The following is a 23501-nucleotide window of genomic DNA, read 5'->3' as shown; positions in this document are numbered from 1 at the left end:
GTCAGCTGCTCCTGATCCTGCGCGTGACGGCGAAGTTGACGAGCGCCATGACCACGATGATCACGCAGAGGGTCCAGGCGATCGCCGAGGCGTAGCCGAACTCGTACAAGCTGAAGCCCTGCTCGTAGAGGTAGAGGCCGACGGTCTGGAACTGGCGGTCCGAGCCGCCGGTCGGGTTGCCGGTGCCGGCCTGGAACAGCAGCGGCTCGGCGATGATCTGGAAGCCGCCGATGGTGGACACGACGGCGGTGAAGATGATCGTGGGGCGGAGCATCGGCACGGTGATCTTCCGGAACTGGGTGAGCTGGCTCGCTCCGTCCAGCCGGGCCGCCTCGTACAGGCCCTCGGGGATGGTCTGCATGGCGGCCAGGTAGATGAGGGCGTTGTAGCCGGTCCACCGCCAGATGACGATCATCGAGATCGCGACGTGCGAGGAGAGCGTGCCGGCCTGCCAGTCGATGGGATCCAGGCCCACCAGATCGAGGGCCCAGTTGACCATGCCGAAGTCGCGGCCGAAGAGCTGGGCGAAGATGATCGTGACGGCGACGATCGAGGTCACGTTGGGCAGCAGCACGCCCATCCGGAACAGCGTGCGGGCGCGCAGCCGGCGGTTGAGCATGTGCGCGATGAACAGCGCGGCCAGCAGTTGCGGCACGGTGGACAACAGCCAGATGCTGACGGTGTTGAACAGCGCGTTCCAGAAGTAGTCGTCGGCCAGCAGCTCGGCGTAGTTGGCCAGCCCCACCCATTCGCGGTTCGGGTCCAGCAGGTTCCAGTCGGTGAGAGAGACGTACGCGGTGTACAGCAGCGGGAACATGCCCAGCACGCCGAACAGCAGGAAGAACGGGGCGATGTAGAGGTACGGCGAGCCCTTGACGTCGAGCTGGTAGGCCCAGCGGCGCCGAGGCCCTGATCTGACGGAGGTCATGGTCGGCTCCTCGGAGGGAAGGGTGACGACGGCGGGTCCTGACCGCCCGCCGTCGCCCGGCTCTCACGGATCGATGCGCGTCACTTGCTGATGCGCTCGACGTCCCCGAGCATCTGCGTCCACGCCTCGGCGGCGTTCTGCTTGCCCTCCTCCACGCGGTTGATCGCGTCGCGGATGGCGGTCTGGATGTCGCCGGCCCTCGGGCCCTGGTACTGGGGCTTGAGGTTGCGGGCGGCGGTGGTGAAGATCTGCCCGATCGGCGCGTTGTTGAAGAACTCATGCTTGAGCCCGGTCACCTCGGGCTTGTCGTAGGTGGCGACGGTGGAGGGCAGGATGCCGTGCTTGGTGAACACCTCGATCTGCTGCTCGGGCGCTGTCAGCCAGGCGATCAGCTCCACGGCCTCCTTCACGTGCTTGCCCTTGGCGGGGACGGTCAGGTAGGAGCCGCCCCAGTTGCCGCCGCCGCCGGGGATGGCGGTCACGTCCCACTGGCCGGCGAAGTCCTTGCCCTGGTCCTGGATCTTGGCGAGCATCCAGGCGGGGCAGGCGATGGTGGCGAACTGGCTCTTGGCGAAGCCGGTGTTCCAGGCGGGCGAGCTGCCGACGAGCTTGGCCGACTGGCCGTCGGCCACGGCCTTGAGCACCTCGTCGTAGGCGGAGCGGATGGCCGGGTTGGTGGCGACCACGACCTTGTCCTGGGTGTCGTAGTAGCCGGTCTCGGCCTGGCCGACCATCGCGTTGAACACCTGGGGGCCGCCGTCGAAGAACGCGGCGCCTTCGGGCTTCTTGGCGGTGTAGCGCTTGCCGGTCTCGAAGTAGGACGTCCAGTCGGGCCAGAGCTTGGCGACCTCGTCACGGTCGGTGGGCAGCCCGGCCTTCTCGAACAGGTCGCGGCGGTAGCACATGGCCAGGCCGCCTACGTCGGTGCCGTAGCCGATCTGGGCCCCCGACTTGGCCAGCGACGCCTCCCACTTCCACGGCAGCCAGCGATCCTTGAGCTGGTCGGCGCCGTGCCGGCGTAAGTCGGCGAAGTGCTGGGGCTGGTTCCTGAACTGGGCGATGAAGCCGGTGTCGATCGCCTCGACGTCGGCGGTGCCGCTGCCGGTGGCCAGGTGCGCCGCGAGGTTGCGGTGGTGGTCGTTGTACGCCGACGTCCTTTCGACGATCTTGATATTGGGGTGGGCGGCCTCGTACTTGGCGTAGAGCTCCTTGAAGCCCATGTTCCCGAACAGGTTGAGGGTCAGGGTGATCTTGCCCTCGGCCGGAGTGGAGCCGGTGGAGGGGGAGCCGCCGCAACCGGTGGCGAGCATGCCGACGGCGAGCACTCCGGCGGCGAGACGGATTCGTCCAGCAGACACCTGGGACTCCTTCGAAGGAGAGGAAGGGTGACTGCGAGATGCGATGAGAAGGCCGAGCCCCGCGGCAACGGTGCGGCATCGGCCTGTCAGTGCGACATCCCATATAACTCCACCATTCTCTGTCAAGTCACAGAAACGTCACGCAAAAGAAATTGGCGGTGTTGGTTGACACGCTGTCAGCTCTCCCATACTTTCCCGGTAACCGGTTACATGAAACCGGTTTCAGCGAGGTGCGATAACGTAAGTCCGTGGCAACGATTCGTGAGCTGGCGCGCCTTTGCGGGGTTTCGCCGGCGACTGTCTCCCGCGTGTTCAACAGCCCCGAGGTGGTGAACGCCCAGACCCGCGAGCTCATTCTCAGCACCGCGACACGCATCGGATATTCGCCCAACGAGTCGGCCCGCACTCTGGCCACCAAGAGGTCCCACATGGTCGGCCTGATCTGGGACACCGACCACCGCCGCCCCGGTTGGCGGCACCCGTTCTTCCAGGACATCCTCATCGGGCTGAAGATCGCGCTGAGCGAGCGCGGCTACCACCTGCTCATGCTCGCCACCAGCGAGGACGGCACGCCCGACAGCTATCTCCGCGCCGTACGCAGGCACAACCTCGACGGCGTGGTCTTCATAGACAACGGCAGGGCCGACCCCTCGCTCCAGCCGCTGGCAGGATCAGAGGTGCCGTGCGTCTCCCTCGACCGGCCCGTCCAGGGGCCGTGGACCACCTACGTGACCTCCGACAACGTGGGCGGGGCGCGCGAGGCGGTCCGCCACCTGCACGCGACCGGGCGCCGGGTCATCGCCACCATCACCGGCCCGGTCCGCACCGGGCCGGGCGCGGAGCGGCTGCGCGGCTACCTGGAGGAGCTGGCCGCGCTCGGTCTGGCACATCGGCCGGAGCTGGTCGTCGAGGGCGACTTCTACTTGTCCGGTGGTCATGCCGCGATGCGTACCCTGCTGGAGCTGGAGGAGCGGCCGGACGCGGTGTTCGTCGCAGGCGACGAGATGGCGATCGGCGCGCTGCGGGCCGTGACGGAGGCGGGATTGAAGGTGCCCGACGACATCGCGCTGGTCGGGTTCGACGACATCGAGCTGGCCGCGCTGGTGCCGCCGGGGCTGACGACGCTGGCCCAGGACAAGGCGGGCTTCGGTATGGTGGCGGCCGCGGCGGTCATCACGATGATCAACGAAGGCGTCACCCCTCTCCCGCGGATCCTGCCCACCCCGTTGGTCGTCCGCGGCTCCACCGGGTAGACCGGGTCACAGGTGGGCTGCGCGGTCGTCGATGCCGCGCTCCCGGACGGCCAGATCCTTGACGTCGCCCGCCGTCCCGGTGGCCGTCAGGGCGGTGGCGAACAGGATGAGCTGGTTGAGCACCTTCAGGAACAGCAGCATGCCCGCCGCGCCCGCGACGACCCGGTAGGCGGGGTTGGCCGCGGTGAGGTTGACGTAGACCTGGCCGAGCGTCTTGAGGATCTCCAGCCCGGCGGTGATGACCAGCGCCGGGCCCATCACGCGGCGCAGCGGCATCCTTAACCGGGGCGGCGCGGTCAGCAGCGCCATGGCCAGCAGCGTGTTCACACCGAGGCCGAGCACGATCCCGGCCGCGGTGAGCACCCACTGGGCCGGGAGGGCCTCCACGCCCACGGTGAGCACGGCCAGCCACGTCAGCAGCCGTTCGGCGGCGAAGGCGACGGCGAGCGACAGGGCGAGCAGCAGCCCCAGCCCGGCCATCACGCCCAGGTCGATGAGCTGGCGCAGGAAGAAGTTGCCCGGGTACTCCTCCAGCCGCCAGATCGCCCGGGTGGCCGAGCGCAGGGTGTCCATCCAGAACAGCCCGGTCACCGGCAGCGCGACGAAGGCCACCGCGCCGGCCGTGCCCCCGGCCTCCCGCAGCGCCTGGACGTCGAGGCGCGGGAAGTTCTCGCTCAGGTAGTGCTGGACCGTGGCGAGGACCGTCGGGTCGTCCATGACGTGGCCGAGGATGCCGAAGGCCAGCAGGGCCAGGGCGAAGGTGGCGAAGAAGGAGTAGTAGGTGAGGGCCGCCGACAGCCGGCCGCCGTCGGCCTTGTCGTAGCGCACCACGGCGCGGGACAGATGGTCGAGCCAGCCGTGCCGGTCGCGGGCCCGCCGCCAGGTCGCCGCCAGGCCCTTGAACGGTCCGGTGGCGTTCATGGCGCGAGGTTCCCTTCGCTCTCCGTCCTGGTGGCCGTACGCCGCCGGGTGCTCACCGTACCGCGGCGAACGCGGCGCACAGCTCTTGCCCTGAAACGGCCGGTCAACGCATGCTCAACGGATTCTCAACGGAGGCGCTCCTACTCTGCGGTCGACAAGATTTCGCAACCAGGGAGAGCACATGCGTAACCTCCGAACTCTGGCGGTCGCCGCGATGGTGGCCGGCGGTGTCCTGACCGCCGCCTCGCCCGCCGGCGCCTCCGTGCGGGACGCCCGTCAGGTGTCGCACGCCCAGGCCGCGGGACCGATCAACTACTCGTGCGGGGCGCGGCTGAGGGTGAGTCGCGACGTGCCCAGGAGCGCATGGCAGCGCATGGCAGGGGCGTCGGGGCGCCGCGGCGCGGTCCACCTGTACGAGGCGAACGGTGTCTACAGAGGCCGTGACGTGTGGTGGGCATGGGGCACCGGCCTGCGCGCCGGCGACAGGGTCTCCGTCGACTGGACGGACGACGGAGGCCGCACCTACCACGCCTGCCACGCGGTCGTGGGCAGGGGAGGCCGCAGCGCCACGTCGTTCGCGGTGGACGCCCCAGGGGGTCGCAAGTTCCGCGCATGCGTGAAGGCCGCGGGCAAGTGGTCATGCACGCGCGGCTGGTGGGAGGTCAGGGGATCGTAGGGCCTGGGCGGACGTCCGATCTTCAGGCGGGTCGAAGGCGGGCGCCTGAGGTGACAAACCCGCACAAGGGCCGCTTCAATAGCACTGACCATGGACGACGCTGATGTGACCGGAGACCGGGTGATCTCTCCGGTCCTCGTGGGGCGGGCCGCGGAGCTGCGGCGCCTGCTGGCTGCGGTGGCGCGCGCGCCTTCCGTCGCCCTGATCGAGGGCGAGGCGGGGATCGGCAAGACGCGGCTCGTCGGGGAGCTCGCCTCGGAGCCAGAGCTCGGCGCTCACCTGCTGCTCGTCGGTGGATGCGTGCAGATCCGCGAGCCGTTCCCTCTCGGCCCCCTCCTCGACGCGCTGCGCGGCACCGGGGAGCACCTGGACAAGGCGCTCCTGTCACCGGTGACCGGCGCCCTGCGTCCGCTGCTTCCCGAGCTGGCTCCCTGCCTGCCGCCGGCGCCCGAGCCGCTCGACGATCCCGCCGGCCGGCGGCATCGGGTGTTCCGCGGGCTGGTGGAGCTGCTCAGGGCGCTGGGCCCGGTGGTGCTGGTGCTGGAGGACATGCACTGGGCCGACGAGCAGACGGTGGCGTTCCTCGGCTACCTGCTGGCCGATCCGCCGGCCGGGCTCGCGCTCGTGCTGACCTTCCGCGGCGAGGAGGTCGACCCGGGCATCAGGGCGCTCATGACCCGGCACCGCGCCGAGGTGACACGGGCCCACATCGTCCTGCCGCCGCTGAACGTGGCCCAGACCAACGAGCTGACCGCCTCGATCCTGGGCACCGCGCAGGTGTCGGAGGAGTTCGCCGCCTACCTGTGCGAGCGGACCTCCGGGCTGCCGTACGCCATCCAGGAGCTGGTCGCGCTGCTGCGCGGACGCGGCATGCTGGTCCAGCGCGGCACCGGGTGGGCCCGCAAGGCACTCGACGCGCTGGACGTCCCCGCCGGGGTGCGTGACTCGGTGCTGGAGCGCGTGCGCGGCCTGAGTGCGAGCGCGCAGGCGATGGCGGAGGCCGCGGCCGTGCTGCAGGTGCCCGTGCCGGTGTCCGTACTCGTGGCCACCTGCCACGCGCGGGCGCAGGACGCCCGCGCGGGCCTGGACGAGCTGCTGGAGCGCGGCCTGTTCACCGAAGGCGCGGGGGCCGCCGGGTTCCGGCACATGCTGGCCGTTCAGGCGGTGTACGAGAGCGTCCCGCTGCCCAGACGGCAGTCGCTGCACGCGCGCGCCGCGGCGGCCGTGTCGCGGCAGCGTCCCGAGCCTCTGGGGCAGATCGCCCACCATCTCCGCCGCGCCGGCGACCACGACGCGTGGGTCGAGGCCGCGGAGAAGGCCGCGGCCCAGGCGGTGGCGCTGGCCAACGACGCCGAGGCGGAGCGCCTGCTGGAAGCGGTGCTTCGGCACGCGCCCCTCGATCCGGTCCGGCAGGGCCGGATCGCGGTGCGGCTGGGATGGGCGGCCGGCTACGCGCTGTCGGCGGGCGAGGTCATCGACCTGCTGCGCGAGGCCGCGGAACGGCAGCCGGCCGGCCCTGTGCGCGGTGAGCTGAACTTCCTCATCGGCCTGCAGCTCGAAAGATCGGGCGCACTGCGCGAACGCTTCCGCCAGATCGCCGATGCCGTTCCCGAGCTGCTGGACAACCCCTTTCTGGCAGCCTCGGCGATGGTGGGGCTGAGCATTCCGAACGGCCCCGGCATCCCGCTCGCCGAGCATCTGTCGTGGCTCGACCGGGCACTCGCCCTGATCCCGGCCATCGACGAACCCGAGCGGAGGGTCTCCGTCCTCGGCAAGGCCGCCATGGTCCTGACCTCCATCGGCGACCCGCGCCGGGCCGCGCTGACCGGGCAGATGCTGGAGCAGACCGGGAACCGTCCGGCCAATCGGTGGGAGGTGGTGGCCTACGACTCCGTCGGTGCGATCGCCGCACTCGCCGGACACCATGACACCGCCAAGGAACTGCTGGACACCGCTCTCGCGGAGGCCGTCAGGCACGACGTCACCCGCCTGACCGAGTTCAGATGCCGGGTGGATCTGGCCGTCCACGCCTACTGCAGCGGTTCGTGGCAGGGGCTGAGGGAAGAGGTCGAGGTCCTGCTGGACCTGTTCGCCGGGCAGCGGACCTACCACGTCCTGGCCGAGACCGTCGCGGCGTGCCTGGCACTCGCGCAGGGCAGGCTCGACGGCATCCGCTTCGACGACCTGGTGCGCGAGAACCTCGAGACGGGCGCCGTGGACATGTTGCCGCTGCCGGTGAGCGCGCTGCTCCGGCTCGCCACGGCCCGGGGCGGGGCGAGCGCCGCGGTGGCGGGCACCGCCGCGACGTTCGCCCTGTGGGCGGACAAGGGATTGTGGCCGGTCGGCGTGCGGGCGGTTCCGGCCTTGGCCGAGGCTCTGGTCAGTGTGGGCCGCGCCGACGAGGCCGCCGAGCTGGTGACGCGTCTCGATCGCGAGCTCGCCGAGCTGGACGCCCCTCTCGCGCCGGCGGCGCTCGAGCACGCCAGAGGTTTCCTGACAGGCGACGCCGAACGGTTCACGGCCGCCGCGGCCGCCTATGACCGGCTTCCCGCGCCCTACGAGGCGGCGCAGGCGCGCGAGCAGGCCGCCACACGACTGCTCGCCGTGGGTGACGAGCGGGCCGCCGACCTCCTGGCGGCCGCCATCGAGGGGTACGGCAGGCTGGGCGCCGGCTGGGATCTCGATCGCGCCACCCGAGCGGGCAGGCAGTGGGGCCTGTCCTCACCGGCCCGCCATCGGGGCGGCCCCCGCGGTTACGGCTCCGAGCTGTCACCGAGGGAGAGCGCGGTGGCCAGGCTGGCGGCCACCGGCTTGACCAACAAGGAGATCGCCAGGCAGCTCTTCGTGTCGGCGAAGACCGTCGACAAGCATCTGGGCGCCGCGATGCGCAAACTGGGCCTGCACTCGCGTGCCGCGATCGCCAACCGTCTGGCCGACGTACAACAAATGGGGCATTCGCCCCATAGGTAACTTGCGGCCGGAACCTCGACCCTTGTCGCATGCCCGACCGTGCTCCCGAAGACAAGGACGATGACGAGCAGGTTGCCGACGGCACACCGGCGCCGGAGCTCGACGACAGCTGGGTCGACGCATGAGGCGCGCCCGTAGCGCTGCCCCGTCCCCCATCCCGCAAGAAGGCAGGAACGCAGCATGCCCAGACTGTTAGCCGGAGCCGTCGTCACGGCGCTGGTCGCCGGACTGCTCACGACGGCGGCCGCGAGCGCCGCCTCCGGGGATGACGGCGACGTCGTCACGCCGGCCGGTTCCGGTGGTGGCCGGTGGAACGTCACTCTGATCACCGGTGACACCGTCCGGCTCACCCGGGACGGCAGCGGCCGGTACACCGCGACCCCTGAGGCCGTCCGCCGTCCGGACGGCAGCACGCCGATCTTCCGGAGCGAGGCGAGCCCGGAAGGGATCTTCGTGATCCCGGATGACGCGCGGCCCGCCATCGAGGCGGGGATCCTGGAGCGCCGCCTGTTCGACGTGCGGTACCTGGCGACCAACGGCTTCGCCGACGACGCGGCCAGGCAACTGCCGCTGATCGTGCAGTACCAGGGCAGCGCTCCGCAGGCCTCGGTCGCGGCCACCGCGCAGGCACTGCCCGCCAGCACCGCCCAGCGCTCGCTGCCCAGCATCCACGGCGCCGCGGTGGCGGTGGACAAGGACGGCGCGCTGGACTTCTGGTCCACCCTGCGCGGCCGGAGCGCCGCGACACCGGACAAGCAGCTCACGTCGCTGACCGGCGGAATCGGGAAGGTGTGGCTGGACGCCAAGGTCAAGGTCGACCTCGCGGAGAGCGTGCCGCTGATCGGCGCGCCGGAGGCGTGGAAGGCCGGGTTCGACGGCTCCGGCACCACCGTCGCCGTCCTCGACACCGGGGTCGACGCCGCCCATCCCGACCTGGCCGGGAAGATCGTCACCAGCCGCAGCTTCGTCCCCGGCGAGGAAGTGGCCGACGGCCACGGCCACGGCACCCATGTGGCCGCCACCGTCGCCGGCTCCGGCGCCGCTTCCGGCGGCTCCCGCAAGGGCGTCGCACCCGGCGCCAAGCTCGCCATCGGCAAGGTTCTCGGCAACGCCGGATCCGGTGACAGCTCCGCCATCATCGCCGGCATGGAGTGGGCCGTCGGCGAGGCCAAAGCGAAGATCGTCTCGATGAGCATCGGCGGTGACCCCACCGACGGCACGGACGTGCTCTCGCAGGCCGTCAACGAGCTCAGCGAATCGACCGGCGCGCTGTTCGTGATCGCCGCCGGCAACTCGGGGCCGGAGAAGGAGACCGTCGGCACACCCGGCGCCGCGGAGTCGGCGCTGACCGTGGCCGCCACCGACAAGTCCGACGCACTGGCGAGCTTCTCCAGCCGGGGTCCGCGCGTCTCCGACGGCGCGCTCAAGCCGGACATCGCCGCACCGGGCGTGAGCATCATCGCCGCCCGCGCGGCCGGCACCAGCCTGGGCACCCCCGTCGACGACCTCCACACCACGCTCTCGGGCACCTCCATGGCCACCCCGCACGTCGCCGGGGCCGCGGCCATCCTCGCCCAGGAACACCCCGGCTGGCGCGGCGAACGGCTCAAGGCGGCCCTCATGTCGACCGCCAAGGACGCCGGGCACACCGTCTACCAGCAGGGCGCCGGCCGGGTGGACGTGGCCCGGGCCATCTCCCAGAAGGTGAGCGCCACCACCCCCAACGCCGACTTCGGTTCCATCGCGGTCGACCAGAACGACACCGTGGACAGGACCGTCACCTACGCCAACGACGGCGACGCCGAGGTGACCCTGACGCTCGACGCCACCATGAAGGACACGGCGGACGCGCTGACGGTCAGCGCCCCGACCGTGACCGTCCCGGCGGGCGGGACCGCCTCGGCCACCGTCACCCTGCACCCGGAGGGTCTCGCCAGAGGCGCCTACACCGGCGCCCTGGTGGCCACCGACGCCGCGGGTGCGCACGTCACCACCCCGATCGGCCTGGTACGCGGGCCCAAGCGGGTCCCGCTGACCATCCACACCATCAACAGGTACGGTCAGGCGCCGGGGCCCCTGGAGTTCTACGTCGCGGCGACCGCGGTCGACGTTCCCGGCACCTACGGCGTCAAGGGGGCCTCCTACCTCGGTGACGGGACCTACCGGTACATGGTCGAGCCCGGCACCTACGCCGTCTCCGCCGGAATCGTGCACCAGCCGGTCGACGGCGGAGCCGGCCCGACGGCCACGCTGATGGATCCCGAGGTCGTCGTGCCGGAGGGCGGGCGCGAGATCACCCTGGACGCCCGCAAGGCCGTCCTCCTTCGCTACGAGACCCCGAAGCCGATCGACCTGGGACACGCCGTCGGCGCCATCACGTCTGTGCGCACGGCATGGGACGGCATGCCGGTGGCCTCGGGAGAGATGGGCCTCATCGCCGGCGGAGACCGGTATGTCAGCCCCACCCAGAAGGTCACCAAGGGGAAGTTCCTGTTCTCGACCCGGCTCACCGCGTTCAACGAGCAGCTGGCCGTGCGCGCCGTGGCCCCCCAGAAATACCCCATCGGATCCTGGACGAACGAGTACTTCGACAAGGGACAGAGCATGGGAGTGGAGGACATCCCCTTCCCGGCCGGGACCCGCAGCTACAAACCGGCCTACGTCGGCGCCGCCAGTCCCGAGGAGATCGCCGCCACCGACCTTCGCGGGAAACTCGCGCTGCTCGTCGTCGGCCCGCCCCAGGCGTGCGAGATCGACATCGAGCGTGTCCGGCGGTTGAAGGCCGCCGGCGCCGTGGGCATCGTGCTGTTCCCCAACGGCTCGGCCCCCCAGTGCCAGGTCCCCACCTCGACCCATGGTGCCGGCACGGCGGAGCTCCCGGTGGCGCAGATACTCAGGACAGCCGGTGAGAAGCTGCGTGCACAGCTGGCCCGCGGCCCCCTCACCCTCGAGGTCACCAGTACTCCCACCATCGACTACACCTACCAGCTGCAGGAGTACGAGGAAGGCAGGATCCCCGCCGACCTCACCTACCGTTACTCCCAGAACCGGCTGCGCACCGTGGACACCGACTTCCACGGCCCGGACGGCCCTGGCCGGCAGCTCGAGGTCTGGCACAGCTTCAAGCCGCTGGAGATGGTGTCGTTCTCGGCCGCCTTCGGCTTCGCCGGACCTGCCCAGCGGCCCGAGTACTTCGGCGGGTTCTCCACGGACACGCTCCGGTTGGGCACCGTGGACGCCGGCAGCACCGAATCCGCCAGGATCGCCACGACGGTCGAGAAGGCCGGCAGGGAGACGCGGAACTGGAACGCGGGCGTGCTCACCCCCGGAAGCCAGATCATGCCCTCGCTGCCCGGGATCAACTACCGGCTGGAATGTCCGATGTGCCGGGCCGGCAATGTCTTCCTGGCCTCTTTCAGCCTCGTGAACGGCAACGGACGGCAGGGACGAGAAGACACCTATCTCAGCGGCCTCGCGAAGTTGTACAAGGACGCCAAGGAACTCCCGCGCCACCAGGGCAGCCCGTACCCGATGTACAGCCTGCCGAAGGAGGAAGGCGTCTACCGGCTCGAACAGACTGCTCGCGGCAACACCAACGTCTGGACGTTCCGGTCCAAGGGCCGTCCGACGGACACCGTCACCGGCACCCACGTCTGCCTGTCCCTGCCGCAGCTGACCGGCGCGTGCGGGCCCCAGCCGCTGGTGTTCGTCGGCTACGACCTGGGGGACACGCAGGCGCTGGACAACAGCGTCCCGGCCGGGCGCCGGCACACGTTCGAGATCGATGTGAGCCACGCGCCGTCCACCGAGAGGCTGCCCGCGATCGCCGGGCTGAAGCTCTCCTACAGCACCGATGACGGCCGGACCTGGCAGAACGCCACGGTCAGGAAGGGCCGGGACGGGGCGTACACCACCACGCTCACCTACCCCGCGCTCGCCCGTACCAAGGGGGCCGTCAGCCTCAGGGCCGAGGCGTGGGACGCCGACGGCAACAAGGTCGAGCAGACCACGGCCCGGGCGTTCACGCTGAGCTAGTCCCGCCGCGGAGATGTCGGGAGCGTATCGCGCTCCCGGCATCGTCGTGTCCCAAGGCGCCCTCGCCGTGCCACCGTTTGCCGGGCGCATCGGCGGCTCCGCGCGCGGTGCGCGTCAGAAGCGATGGCGCAGGATCCAGCCGCTCTCCCTCCAGGCCGGCACCATGGTGATCAACGAGCACAGCAGCCGGTAGTGCGGCGGGCTCAGCGCGAGTAGCGGCATGTCGGTCTGGTCCAGCTTCTCCACCAGGAGCAGCCGCTCGTCCAGCCTCTCGGCCGCCCGCGCGTCGTGCAGCGCCCATTTCTCCTCGATGCCGAGCCTTTCGAAGAGCGCGGGCGGCTGCTTCGCGTGCCGGTCCCGGGTTCTGGTGGAGATGTTGTTGAAGACGATCTCGCCGGTGGGGAAGTGGTCCACGATCCGCCGGAAGACCTCCCGGACCTCCTCCTCGGCGAGGAAGCCGAACAGGCCGTCGGCGACGACCACCACGGGCCTGTCGCCGGGGATCTGCTTCAGCCAGTCCGGGTCGAGGACGGAGGCGCCGATGCCGGTACGGCCGGGGCGTTCGGGGTAGAGCCGGCGGGCGAGGTCGATGACGTCCGGGAAGTCCAGGTCGAACCAGAGGTGACCGTGCGGCGGGTCGACGCGGAAGGACCGGTTGTCCAGACCGCTCCCGAGGTCCACGACGGTGGCGTCCGGATGCCGCGCCAGGTATCTGGTGATCCAGAGATCCATGACCCGGCTGCGCAGGGCGACCGCGAACCGTCCCATGGCGGCCGATCGGAACGAGGTGAAGTCGTGGTCCAGCCGCCGTACGGCCTTGGGCGCCCACGGGTCGGCGAGGATGGGGTGCCGGGCGTCGCTGTCGAGGGCGCGCAGGTACTGCTCCAGCAGCGCGGTGGCGCGGACGCCGGTGAGACGAGCCGGGATCTTGTCCATGGGTGGGTCTCCTCCATCATGGGGATCAGCTGATCGGTATGTCGCGACGGCGCAGGCCCGCCCAGCCCGCGGCGGCGAGGGCCAGTGCCAGCGCTGTGAGCACGATCAGCGGCAGCGGCGTGACGTCGGCGCCGGGCAGGCGCGGCAGGTGGGCGAACACCGACAGGTCGGTCACCCAGGGGCTGAGCCGCAGTTCTTCGGCGGCCCAGCCGCACAGCAGGCTGGCCACGAGGATGGCGAAGGCGGTGGCCGCCCAGCGGGGCAGCAGCCCGAACAGGGCGAAGGCCAGACCGGTGAACACCCATACCGCGGGCAGCTGGATGAGGGCGGCGCCCAGCACCCGGGGCAGCTGACCGGACAGGTCGCCGGTGCCGAGACCATGGGCGAGACCGAGGGCCGCTCCGAAGACGACCAGCCCGGCGGCCGGGCCGGCCAGTGCCAGGACCAGATGGCTGCCCGCCCAGCGGGACCGGTCGACGGGGGTGGCCAGCACCGGTTCGGCCCGTCCGCCGCTCTCCTCGGCGCGCAGCCGCAGCACGGTCTGGATGGCGAAGCCGGCGCAGACCACGCCGAGCAGCGTCATCATGCCCACCAGGAACTGGTCGACGACGGTGCCGGGACCGCCCAGCCGGGCCAGCGCCTCGCGGGCGGCCGGGGTGCTGTTGTTCATCAGCTCGCCCAGGCTCTCGGTGATGCCGCCCAGCGCCAGCCCGACCAGCGCCAGGCCGCCGATCCGCCCGGCCAGCGAGCCGCGGTGCAACCGCCAGGCCAGAGCCAGAGGGCTGCGGAGTCCGGACGCCGCACCGGCGGGACCTCGCCGCTCGGGCAGGAGACCGCCGCCGAGGTCGCGCCGTTGCGACAGGACCACGGCCAGGACGACGAGCGCGGCGGACGCGACGGCGGGCAGGGCCAGCACCCACCAGCGTTCACCGCCGAACGGCTGGAGCCGCCCGGCCCAGCCGAACGGCGACAGCCAGGCCGGCCACTCAGAACCGCCGCCGTCACCGATGCCGCGCAGCAGGAACGCGCCGGCCAGGGCGACGATGCCCAGAGCGCGGGCGGCGCCCGCGCTGGTGGTCAGCTGGGCGGCGACAGCTCCCACCGCGGCGAAGACGCATCCGGCGATCAACAGCCGGCAGCCGTAGGCCAGGGCGCCGGCGGCGGGCAGGCCCTGGCCGATCAGCAGCAGCGCGGACAGCAGGCCGAGCACCGCGCTGCCGCACGCGACGATGATCAGCGCGGCGGCCAGGCCGGCGTGGCGCGCCAGCGCGGTCGCGCCGAGCAGCTCGCGCCGGCCCTGCTCCTCCTCGGTGCGGGTGTGCCGGATGACCGTCAGCAGGGCGGACAGTCCCACCACGATGGGGATGAAGCCGGCGCGCCAGGTGACCAGCTCGCCGAGGCTGGAGCCGTGCAGGGCGCCGTAGACGACGGTGAAGGCGACGTTGTGGACGCTCGTCTCGGCGTACTCCTGCCGGGCCTGCGCCGTGGGGTAGCCGGTGGTGAACGCGGTGACGAACGCGACCGGGAACAGGGCGGGCAGGAGGGTCCACAGCGGCAGCACGACGCGGTCGCGCCGCAAGGCGAGGCGGATCATCATTCCCATGCCGGTCAGGGCGCTCATCTGGCCGCCTCCGCGTGCCGTCCCTGCCCCGCGCCGGTGCGTTCGTAGTGCCGCAGGAACAGCTCCTCCAGCGTGGGGGGCCGGCTGGTGAGACCGCGCACGCCGATCGCGGTGAGCCGGCTCAGAGCGGAGTTCAGGGCGGCGGTGTCGACGGCGAAGCGCACCCGCTCGCCTTCGACGCGCAGATCATGCACTCCGGGCAGTCCGGCCAGCTCGTCGGCGGGGCCGGCCAGCTCGGCGGTGATGACGGTGCGGGTCAGGTGACGTAGTCCGGCCAGGGTGCCGGTCTCCACCGCACGGCCGTCCCTGACGATGGTGACCCGGTCGCACAGGGCTTCCACCTCCGACAGGATGTGGCTGGACAACAGCACCGTCCGCCCGCGCTGCTTCTCCTCGCCGACCGCCTGCCGGAACACCTCCTCCATGAGCGGGTCCAGGCCGGAGGTGGGCTCGTCGAGGATGAGCAGCTCCGCGTCGGAGGCCAGCGCGGCGACCAGGGCGACCTTCTGCCGGTTGCCCTTGGAGTAGGCGCGGCCCTTCTTGCGGGGATCGAGGTCGAAGCGCTCCAGCAGCTCATCGGCGCGGGCCCGGTCGAAGCCGCCGCGTAACCGGCCCAGCAGGTCGATCACCTCGCCGCCGGACAGGTTGGGCCACAACGTCACGTCGCCGGGGACGTAGGCGAGCCGGCGGTGCATCGTGGTCGCCTCGGCCCACGGATCGCCGCCGAGCAGTCGGACTGTGCCGGCATCGGCCCGCATGAGTCCCAGCAGGATGCGGATGGTGGTGCTCTTGCCCGCGCCGTTGGGGCCGAGGAAGCCGTGCACCTCGCCCGTGCGCACGGTCAGGTCGAGCCCGTCCAGGGCCCGGGTGGACCCGAAGCTCTTGACCAGGTCGGCCACGGCGATGGCGTCAGTCATGGTCGTACTCCTTGACGGTCGCGTTCAGGAGGTCGAGGTGGGTGGCGGCCTCGTCCGGGCTGAGCATGGGGTGGGAGTAGATGTCGAGCAGGGCTCTGGCGAGTGTCGCGTCGCCTTCGGCGCCGAGCGCGTCGATGCCCAGGACGCGTGACAGGTGCTGGTGCAGGACCGGTACCGCGAGTGCCATGGCGACGATCAGTGCCGCCCGCACCCGCCGGTCGGCGTAGGGCTGGTCGGGGCGCTTGCTGTCGGCTTCGGTGAGCCAGGTCTCGCCCACCTCGACCATCTGGTCGAACACCGGCGCGGCCCACCCCTCGGTCAGCGCCCGGGTGAGGTAGCGCTGGTACGGGCCCATCGCGAGGCGGGCGGCGGCCAGCGGGTTCATGCCGGGCACCGGGTCGGCCCGGGCGCTGTCGTCGAGCCTGCGGATGAGCTTGACCAGGTGCTCGTCGCACGCTTCCCGCAGGGCTTGCTTCGAGCCGAAGTGGTGGCGCAGCAGGCCCGAGGAGACGCCGGCGGTCTCGGCGATGCCCCTGATGGTGGCGCCTTCGAACCCGGACTCACCGAAATGCCAGGCAGCCGCGTCACGGATGCGGGCCCGCGCGGTGAGGTCTTCCGGGTCGGGAAGAGGCGTCGTCACGACTCCCAGCTCCCTACACGACCATGTATCTGACTATTCATATGGACAAGGTACTACACAAATGTGTAGGAGATGGCGCAGGAAGCTGCGTGCGATCGGCGTCGTCGAGAGCCAGGGCGCGCGAGATGCTGCACGCGTCCTGGACAGACCCGCCGGATCTGCAGGAGCCGGCCGCGGCGGCGGGCATCACGCCGTTCGCGCTGCTCCACTCGTTCCGTCGCGCCTACGGGCTGCCGCCGCACGCCTACGTCGTCCAGTTACGAGTGCGGCAGGCCCGCAAGCTGCTCGAAGGCGGAATGCCGCCCGCCCAGACGGCGGTCGCGACCGGTTTCTGCGACCAGTCGCACCTGGCGCGGCACTTCCGGCGGATCGTCGGAGCGACACCCCGGGCGTACCAGAGAGGCGTCCGCTCCACCGCTCGTGGACGACCCGGCTGAGGCACGCGCGCAGCCGGTTCTGGAGCCGATGGGCGCGATCCCGCCCGGCGATCATGCCCGCCGCGGCCTACGGCTCAGCATGGCGAAGACGTCGCAGGATCACGCAGGACCCTGCCCTGATCGCCCCAGCATGGTGGAGACCAGGAGCTCCACGCCGTCGAGGGACGAGTCTAGATGGTGCCCGGCCAGAGAGCCGTGCATGCGCAAGGTGGCGATGCCGTGGCTGAACGCCCAGGTGGCGGCGGCCAGGGTCGCGGTGGGGACGTCAGGTCGCCACCCCTGGCGCTGGCACAGGCCGATGTGCTCGCGCAGGGCCGCGAAGGCCGCATCGCCGGCGCGCTGATAGTCAGGGTCATCGGGACGGATGAGCGCAGGGCGGAACATCACCTCGAACCGGCCGGGATGCCGCTCGGCGAACTCGGCATAGGCGCGGGCGAGGGCGGGAAGCTGGTCGAGCGGCTGCCCGTCGCGCGTGGCCGCGAGCGCGTCGCCCAGATGCTCGGCGAACAGATGGAACCCCTCGACGGCGACGGCGGTCAGCAGCCCGGCCTTGTCGGTGAAATGGTGGGCCGGTGCGGTGTGCGACACCCCGATGCGGCGTGCGACGTCGCGCAGGCTGAGGTGGTCGGCGCCGACCTCGTCGAGAGCGGTGACGGCGGCCTGGATCAAGGCGTGGCGGAGGTCTCCGTCGAAGTGCACGCCGACGTTGCGAGCGCGCGCCGGACGATTACCAGCTTGCGAATCATGCTTGATTGACACTGTCCAACTCCGTTAGATTGACACTGTCAATCTAACGGAGGACCCCGATGATGAGCACCTTCGCAACACGGCAGCGGAACGTCAGATGATCGGCCGCATCGCGGCGGCGGTCTACCGGCGCGGGCTGGCCGCGGTCGAGAAAGGCGACATCGACACCCTTCTGGCGAATTTCCGGGCCGACTGCGAGCTGATCTTCATCAGTGACACGGCGCTCGGTGCCCGTCTCTCCACTCGCGCCGACCTGCGACGCTGGTTCGAGCGGTTCGGACGGTTGCTTCCCCATCCACGCTTCGAGGTCCGACGCCTCGTCGTCGGTGGCCCCCCGTGGAACCAGCGCTTGGCCGCACATGTGATCATTCGCAGTACCGTCCTCGGCGAGCCCTACCAGAACCAGTTCGCCCAGTTCCTCACCATGCGGTGGGGCAAGGTGGTGGAGGACCTGATCCTGGAGGACACCCTGACGTGGCAACGGGCCAGTCGTCGTCTGGTGGAGGCGGGCCACCACGAGGCCGGCGCCCAGAGGCTCGGCGAACCCGGAGCATGACCGCCCGGCGAACCCCGCATCGCGCCACCGCTCAGCAGGCGGATCGGATGATGTGCAGCGCCTCGTGGACGCGATCGGCGTGGGTGCGGAAACTCAGTACGCGGAGGCGCAGGTAGAAGTCACCCCCGATGGAAGTACTGGACAGGTAGACGCGCCGGGTGGCGTTGATGTCATCCCGCAGGCCGCGAAACTCCCTGGTGAGCTCGACGCCGAGGTGGCCGTGGTCGGGCAGTCCTTCCCACGGGTGGAGGTCTTGCAAGTAGTGGCCGTCGCCGGCGTGTGCGGCGCGCAGCACGGCCGGGTCACGCACGAGCAGCACGCCTGTTCCATACGGCAGGAACAGGCTTTTGTGCGGGTCGAAGGTGATCGAGTCGGCCTGCTCGATCCCGCGTAGTCTGGCGTGGCCACGTTCGGTGAGCTGGAAGCCGCCGCCGTAGGCCGCGTCCACGTGGAACCACAGGCCCTGCCGGCGGGCGGGCGGCGTAGCCGCGCCGACAGACGGGCGGGGGCCCGGTAGTCGCTGGCCGGCGCGTCCGGCAGCTCGCCGAGCTGCCGGACGACGAAATCGAGGGCCTGCCTGCCGAGAGCTTCGGATGTGCCGGGCGGAAGGTCCAAAGGCAGGCGTTCATTCCGGGAGGTCATGCCACCACGGTAGGAAAGCCGCGCCGAGTGAATATTGGACGTTCTTACACCATGCTCTTCGCCCCGCAGGGGATGGAGTCACCCCACGGCGGACTTCGATACAGGCTCCGGGCGAAGCCGGGTCCCTGGGGCTCAGGGACCCGGCGTTTCGATCAGCGGTCGCTGGAGGCCGCGCGGTAGTGCAGGTCCTGCACGTACGGTGTGGTGGTGATCGGGTAGGGCGAGACGACCTTCGCCGTCGTGGCGGCGTTCCTGGTCACGGTGGCCGAGGCGGTGCCCGCCTTGAGCGGGAACGTCTTGGCCGACACTCCGGCGGGGGCGTCGTAGGTCTGCGTCGTGCCGCCGATCGTGACCGACACCTTGCCGGCCGCGGTGAGCATGCTGAGCACCTCGACCGTGTCACGGGCCGCCGTGCTGCCGCCGCGCAGCTTCATCAGCTTGGTCTGCGCGTACGTCGGCGTGGCCGCGACCGGCTGGATCCGGTGGGTGAGGTAGGCCACATCGTTGGTGATCTTCGGGCAGCCGAGCTTGTAGCAGGTCAGGTAGTAGGCGTTGATGTCCAGATAGGTCCACCCGGCATTGGCGGAGGGGGCGAACTGGGTGTTCTCGGAGTAGTCGTTCCAGGTGGTGAGCTGGACCCAGTCCGCCTTGCCGTCGATCGCGCCCTTCCAGGAGGCGCGCAGGTTCTCGGTGTTGCCGGCCTCGTCGAAGATGCCCTGGTTGGGCCGCTCGTCCTGGACCGACACCGGCTGCATCCAGATCTTGTCCATGTCGTGCGCGGTGGTGATGTTGGCGGTCAGCGAAGCGTTGCCCGCCGGGTTGCGGTTGCCCCAGTTGGAGAAGCCGTAGCTGATGGAGGCGAAGGCCGCGCGGTTCTTGTTGAAGTCCAGGAACGTCGGCACCAGGGCGACCTTGATGCCATGCTTCGTCTCCATCGTCTTCATCCAGTCGGCCCACCAGGCCGCGGTGCGGCCTTCGGCCTTGAACGGCGCCACGACCAGGCGGTTGTCGGCCAGCCGGTAGACCGACTTGGAGGCGGCCAGCTTGGCGATCGAGGAGGCAAGGGTGGCGCTGTCGACCGAGGCCAGCCCGTTGGTGTCCGGCATGAGCACGATCTTGAAGCCGGGGTCGACCGCTTCGGCGGCCTTGATGAGGTTCTGCACCCGCGTCCAGTGCGCGCTGGTCACCGACAGGATGTCGACGGTGAAGCCGTCCAGACCGGCGGCGATGGCCTGCTTGACCTCGGTCTTGAAGTCGGCCAGCGCGTAGTCGCCGCTGAGCGGCGCGCGGCCGATCGGCCGGTCGCGCAGCAGCCCGCCGTAGGCGGCATGCTTGCCGCTCTCACCCTCCGGCTTCAGGTAGTTCCTGGCGTAGTAGTCGCCGGTGGGCGCCTGGTTGTCCAGCGAGACCGGGTACGGGGTGAAGTAGTGCGCGAACACCTTCTTGCCCGACGCCCGCAGCGCCGCCGTGCCGGCCAGGGTGAAGGGCAGGGGCCCGTCGGTCTGCTCCTGGCCGCCGGTTCCCTCGGTGTAGGTGACGGTCAGCTTCGGGCCGCGGTTCCCGCTCTCGCGCGAGGACATCAGCACCGTGGTCGTGTCGGACGTTCCGGTGAGGGCGAACGCGTAGGTGCCGTCGCCCTTGACGGCGGAGGAGACGTCCAGCCGGGTCGTCGAACCGGTCGTGAAGCCGGTCTTCGAGCCGATCGCCGTCCCGTCGACCGCCGGCCGGTTGCTCCACGTGGTCGTCGCCTCCGACCACGTACCGGTCACCTGATGGGCGGAGATGGTGGTGTCGGTCGTCCGGGCCGAGACGACGTCCAGGGTGACCTTGACGTCCTCGGCGTCCTCCGGGATCCCGGTGACCTTGAAGCGGGTCAGGGCCAGGCGCTGTCCCGCGCCGGCGCCGCCGCAGCCGGAGCCGCAGACGCTCAGCCACGTCGCGGTGGCGAAGCTCTTGGCCGGCTCGGCCTGGCTGACGAACACGTCCTCCGCGGCGGCGAAGGTCACGCTGACCGGCGTTGCGGCCGACGCCTGGGAGGCGGTGACGGTGACGGACCCCAGCGTGGTGAGGGCCGCCACCGCCACGAGTAAGGACCGATATCGGTGGAACAAAGAAACTCCTCTGTCTTCGGGTATGGCCATGCTCCTGGCGCGTGAGTGCGACCCAGGACGGGGAAAGACGTTCTGCGTCGTTCTCAGGCGCGGCCTGGCACGCCGCTGTGATCGGTGATCTTTCCATAACGCGCCACCGCGACGTCTCTTCTCGCTGTTTCGGCTCAGGCGGCCGGAGGTGGGGGAGGCGCGGTGCTTTCGCGTACGACGAGTTCGGTGGCCAGCTCGACGCGGCTCTGTGGCGGCGGCTCGCCATGGGCCAATCTCAGCAGCATCGAGGTGGCCGCGGCGGCCATCTCGGTGAAGGGCTGGCGGATGGTGGTCAGCGGTGGGATGGCCCATCTCACCGACGGCATGTCGTCGAAGCCGATCACACTGAGATCGTCCGGAATGCGCAGGCCGAGCTGGTGGGCCGCGTGGTAGACGCCGATGGCCTGGCCGTCGTTCGTGGCGAAGATCGCGGTTGGCCGGTGGGGCAGGCGCAGCAGGCGGTGGGCCTCGGCCAGACCGCCCTCGATGTAGAAGTCTCCCCGGCCGATCAGCTCCGGGTCGACGGGCACCCCGGCCATGTCGAGAGCGGTGCGGTAGCCGTCGAGGCGGGCCCGGCTGGACAGCGCGGAGTCGGGCCCGGTGATGATGGCGATGCGGCGGTGCCCGAGCTCCAGGAGGTGGCGGGTGGCCGTGAGCCCGCCGTTCCAGTTGCCGGCGCCGACCGACGGGATGTTCCTCGCGGGAACGTCGGCCGGATCCAGCAGAACCAGCGGGATCTCGCGGCAGGCGAGCTGTTCGTGCTGGGCCTCGGTCAGGCCCGAGAACACCGCGATCACGCCGCTCGGGCGGCGCCGCAGCACGTCCTCCAGCCAGGCGTCCCCGGCGGTGCGGTCATGGCCCAGGTCCGATATCCCGACCATGAGGCCGTGCTCACGCGCGACCTCCGCCACTCCTTTGGTGATCTCGACGGGATAGTCGCCCTCCAGCGCGTGGAAGACCAGCTCCACCAGGGCCGTCGGCGTGGAGCGGCGGCGTTGGCGCCGGTAGCCGTGCCGGCGGATGAGCTCTTCGATGGCGGCGCGGGTTTCGGACGACACTTCGGAACGGCCGTTCACGACCTTGGAGACCGTCGCGGTGGAGACACCGGCCAGCTCGGCGAGCTGGGCGATGGTGAGAGCGGACGACTCCGTGGTCATGGCGGCAGTCTAGTCACGGGGCGCGGGAAGACGGGCGGTCCCGTCCTGCCGGGATCGAGCGCCGTTCGACAGGCGGCCCGGGCCCGCCGGGGCCGCCTGTCAACGCCCTCAGTGCTGCAGTGTCAGCAGGCCCGGCCGGTAGGGCAGGAGGCCGTAGTCGCCGCCGGAGCTGGGGCTGCGGCCCTGGTAGAGCAACTGCAGGTTGCAGGGGTCAACGGTCATGGTCTGATCGGCGCTGGTGCGGATCAGCTCGCCGTGGCTGATGTCGTTGGTCCAGGTGGCGCCGCTGTTGGCCTTGCCGGCGAAGGGGTTGCCCTCGGTGGCGGCCTGCGGTGTCCACGAACCGTTCAGGCTGGTGGCCGTGAACGAGCGGAAGTAGCGGCCCTGGGAGCCGATCGCCTCGACGAGCATGAGGTACTGGTTCTGGCCCTGGAGCTTGTAGACCTGAACGGCTTCGAACAGGTTGTTCGTCGTGTCGCTCATGACCACCGTCGACGTCGTGCCGAAACTGCCGGGGAAGTTCCCGATCGGCATGCTGGCGCGGTAGATCTTGCCGTTGTCGCCGGCGAAGAACAGGTACATGTTCGTGCCGTCACCGATGACCGTCTGGTCGATGGGGCCCGTACCGGAGCCGGAGATGCTGCCGGAGAAGAGCGTCTGCTGCGCCGACCAGCCGTTGGGGTTGGTGGGGTCGCTGGAGGTCCGGTAGGAGAAGGCGGTCCCACCCCACTGGTAGGCGAGCACCCAGATGTTCTTCGGGGCGAAGTAGAACAGCGTCGGTGCGACAGCGGCGGACGACATCGTGTTCTGTCCGGCCGAGGCCATGTCGGACCAGTTGGTGAAGGGGCTGAAGTTCATCGAGCCCCACTTCGTCCCCGTGTCGTGCGTCGTGGCGTAGACGAGATGCCGGCCGTTGTAGGGGGCGACGGTGAAGTCCTTGAGCGAGACCCACCCCGACTTCGGGTTCGCCAGCGAGCCCGTCGAGGTCCAGCGGTACGTCGACGGAAGGGCGCACGTGCCGGGGTTGCCGCCGCCGCCGACGGGGACGAGCTGCCATTGCTGGTTGGCGCCGCCCCAGTCGTCGTACTGGACGATGTTGGCGCCGTCGGCGGTGGAGGCGCCCTGTACTTCGAGGGCCTTGTTGCTGTTGCGGTTGATGAATCTCACGTAGCCGCTGTCGGAGTCGGAGAGTTTCCACTGCTGGTTGGTGCCGTTGCCGTCGGCCCACTGCACGATCGCGCCGCCGTTGGCGGTGGAGAAGTTGTAGACGTCGAGCACCTTGCCGGAGTGGCGGGACTTGAGCCGGTAGTAGCCGCCGCCGGAGTCGACGAACTGCCACTGCTGCTGGTTGCCGTCGTTACGGGTCCACTGGGTGATGCGGCCGCCGTCGGCGGTGGACAGGTTGTAGACGTCCAGGGCCTTGCCGCTGTTGCGGTTGACGAGCACGTACCAGGCGTTGGTATCGATGGTGGCCGCGTGGGCGGACTGGACGGCGACGAACAGGCTCACCAGTAAGGTGGCCACCGTCACGAGGACGGCCGGCAATCTGGGTTTCACGATGTGCTC

At 70.4% G+C, this 23501-nt stretch carries 18 protein-coding genes; 6 read left to right on the top strand and 12 right to left on the bottom strand.

Going from position 1 to position 23501, the window contains the following annotated elements; translation table 11 throughout:
* Nucleotide 1: 1 nt before the first annotated feature.
* Together ACIBG4_RS11840 and ACIBG4_RS11835 are read right to left on the bottom strand one after the other, a co-directional pair.
* Nucleotides 2-928 carry a carbohydrate ABC transporter permease gene (locus tag ACIBG4_RS11840; RefSeq protein ID WP_397201795.1) on the bottom strand — a complete coding sequence of 309 codons (927 nt, stop codon included), beginning with the start codon at nucleotides 926-928 and terminating at the stop codon, nucleotides 2-4.
* 80 nt (nucleotides 929-1008) lie between these two features.
* The gene (locus ACIBG4_RS11835) at nucleotides 1009-2286 is read right to left on the bottom strand and encodes an ABC transporter substrate-binding protein (RefSeq protein WP_397201794.1); all 1278 of its coding nucleotides are present in this window, start codon (nucleotides 2284-2286) and stop codon (nucleotides 1009-1011) included.
* A gap of 248 nt (nucleotides 2287-2534) precedes the next feature.
* Between ACIBG4_RS11835 and ACIBG4_RS11830 the strand changes: the two genes are divergently transcribed.
* A complete protein-coding gene (locus tag ACIBG4_RS11830; RefSeq protein ID WP_397201793.1) occupies nucleotides 2535-3539 on the top strand; it encodes a LacI family DNA-binding transcriptional regulator in 1005 nt (334 codons plus the stop codon).
* 6 nt (nucleotides 3540-3545) lie between these two features.
* On the opposite strand, the gene ACIBG4_RS11825 is transcribed toward ACIBG4_RS11830, so the two are convergent.
* Nucleotides 3546-4460, bottom strand: coding sequence for a YihY/virulence factor BrkB family protein (locus tag ACIBG4_RS11825; RefSeq protein WP_397201792.1), 915 nt, complete (start codon nucleotides 4458-4460; stop codon nucleotides 3546-3548).
* Between the two features lie 181 nt (nucleotides 4461-4641).
* Between ACIBG4_RS11825 and ACIBG4_RS11820 the strand changes: the two genes are divergently transcribed.
* From ACIBG4_RS11820 to ACIBG4_RS11810, 3 genes are all read left to right on the top strand, one after another.
* The gene (locus ACIBG4_RS11820) at nucleotides 4642-5136 is read left to right on the top strand and encodes a hypothetical protein (RefSeq protein ID WP_397201791.1); all 495 of its coding nucleotides are present in this window, start codon (nucleotides 4642-4644) and stop codon (nucleotides 5134-5136) included.
* 90 nt (nucleotides 5137-5226) lie between these two features.
* The gene (locus tag ACIBG4_RS11815; RefSeq protein WP_397201790.1) at nucleotides 5227-8106 is read left to right on the top strand and encodes an ATP-binding protein; all 2880 of its coding nucleotides are present in this window, start codon (nucleotides 5227-5229) and stop codon (nucleotides 8104-8106) included.
* Nucleotides 8107-8286: 180 nt separating this feature from the next.
* Nucleotides 8287-12141 carry a S8 family serine peptidase gene (locus ACIBG4_RS11810; protein WP_397201789.1) on the top strand — a complete coding sequence of 1285 codons (3855 nt, stop codon included), beginning with the start codon at nucleotides 8287-8289 and terminating at the stop codon, nucleotides 12139-12141.
* A gap of 114 nt (nucleotides 12142-12255) precedes the next feature.
* Here ACIBG4_RS11810 and ACIBG4_RS11805 read toward each other — a convergent pair whose 3' ends face one another.
* Genes ACIBG4_RS11805 through ACIBG4_RS11790 form a run of 4 tightly spaced genes read right to left on the bottom strand, consistent with a single transcriptional unit; the run spans nucleotide 12256 to nucleotide 16255 of the window.
* On the bottom strand, nucleotides 12256-13077 hold the full coding sequence (locus ACIBG4_RS11805; protein WP_397201788.1) for a class I SAM-dependent methyltransferase: 822 nt from the start codon (nucleotides 13075-13077) through the stop codon (nucleotides 12256-12258).
* Between the two features lie 25 nt (nucleotides 13078-13102).
* Nucleotides 13103-14698, bottom strand: coding sequence for an ABC transporter permease (locus ACIBG4_RS11800; protein WP_397201787.1), 1596 nt, complete (start codon nucleotides 14696-14698; stop codon nucleotides 13103-13105).
* On the bottom strand, nucleotides 14695-15615 hold the full coding sequence (locus tag ACIBG4_RS11795; protein WP_397201786.1) for an ATP-binding cassette domain-containing protein: 921 nt from the start codon (nucleotides 15613-15615) through the stop codon (nucleotides 14695-14697). The genes ACIBG4_RS11800 and ACIBG4_RS11795 overlap by 4 nt, the downstream gene beginning before the upstream one ends.
* Nucleotides 15608-16255, bottom strand: coding sequence for a TetR/AcrR family transcriptional regulator (locus ACIBG4_RS11790; RefSeq protein WP_397201785.1), 648 nt, complete (start codon nucleotides 16253-16255; stop codon nucleotides 15608-15610). Before ACIBG4_RS11790 ends, ACIBG4_RS11795 begins: the two co-directional genes overlap by 8 nt.
* Before the next feature lie 89 nt (nucleotides 16256-16344).
* On the opposite strand from ACIBG4_RS11790, the gene ACIBG4_RS11785 reads away from it, so the two are divergent.
* Nucleotides 16345-16692: a helix-turn-helix domain-containing protein gene (locus ACIBG4_RS11785; protein ID WP_397201784.1), complete on the top strand. Its 348-nt coding sequence runs from the start codon at nucleotides 16345-16347 to the stop codon at nucleotides 16690-16692.
* Nucleotides 16693-16791: 99 nt separating this feature from the next.
* Here ACIBG4_RS11785 and ACIBG4_RS11780 read toward each other — a convergent pair whose 3' ends face one another.
* The gene (locus tag ACIBG4_RS11780) at nucleotides 16792-17391 is read right to left on the bottom strand and encodes a TetR/AcrR family transcriptional regulator (RefSeq protein ID WP_397201783.1); all 600 of its coding nucleotides are present in this window, start codon (nucleotides 17389-17391) and stop codon (nucleotides 16792-16794) included.
* Nucleotides 17392-17536: 145 nt separating this feature from the next.
* On the opposite strand from ACIBG4_RS11780, the gene ACIBG4_RS11775 reads away from it, so the two are divergent.
* On the top strand, nucleotides 17537-17995 hold the full coding sequence (locus tag ACIBG4_RS11775) for a nuclear transport factor 2 family protein (protein ID WP_397201782.1): 459 nt from the start codon (nucleotides 17537-17539) through the stop codon (nucleotides 17993-17995).
* 31 nt (nucleotides 17996-18026) lie between these two features.
* Here the strand turns inward: ACIBG4_RS11775 and ACIBG4_RS11770 are convergent, their stop codons facing one another.
* From ACIBG4_RS11770 to ACIBG4_RS11755, 4 genes are all read right to left on the bottom strand, one after another.
* Nucleotides 18027-18455: a pyridoxal-dependent decarboxylase gene (locus ACIBG4_RS11770; RefSeq protein WP_397202127.1), complete on the bottom strand. Its 429-nt coding sequence runs from the start codon at nucleotides 18453-18455 to the stop codon at nucleotides 18027-18029.
* Nucleotides 18456-18789: 334 nt separating this feature from the next.
* Nucleotides 18790-20748 (bottom strand): endo-1,3-alpha-glucanase family glycosylhydrolase, encoded by a 1959-nt coding sequence (locus ACIBG4_RS11765; protein ID WP_397201781.1) that lies wholly within the window; start codon nucleotides 20746-20748, stop codon nucleotides 18790-18792.
* A 164-nt stretch (nucleotides 20749-20912) separates the two neighbouring features.
* Nucleotides 20913-21935, bottom strand: coding sequence for a LacI family DNA-binding transcriptional regulator (locus ACIBG4_RS11760; protein ID WP_397201780.1), 1023 nt, complete (start codon nucleotides 21933-21935; stop codon nucleotides 20913-20915).
* A gap of 108 nt (nucleotides 21936-22043) precedes the next feature.
* Nucleotides 22044-23492 carry a non-reducing end alpha-L-arabinofuranosidase family hydrolase gene (locus tag ACIBG4_RS11755; RefSeq protein WP_397201779.1) on the bottom strand — a complete coding sequence of 483 codons (1449 nt, stop codon included), beginning with the start codon at nucleotides 23490-23492 and terminating at the stop codon, nucleotides 22044-22046.
* Between the last annotated feature and the right edge of the window lie 9 nt (nucleotides 23493-23501).

This window comes from Nonomuraea sp. NPDC050383, assembly GCF_044459125.1.
Classification (GTDB): Bacteria; Actinomycetota; Actinomycetes; order Streptosporangiales; family Streptosporangiaceae; genus Nonomuraea.
Note: the sequence above shows the minus strand (reverse complement) of the source record. Positions and strands in the feature narration are given on the sequence as shown.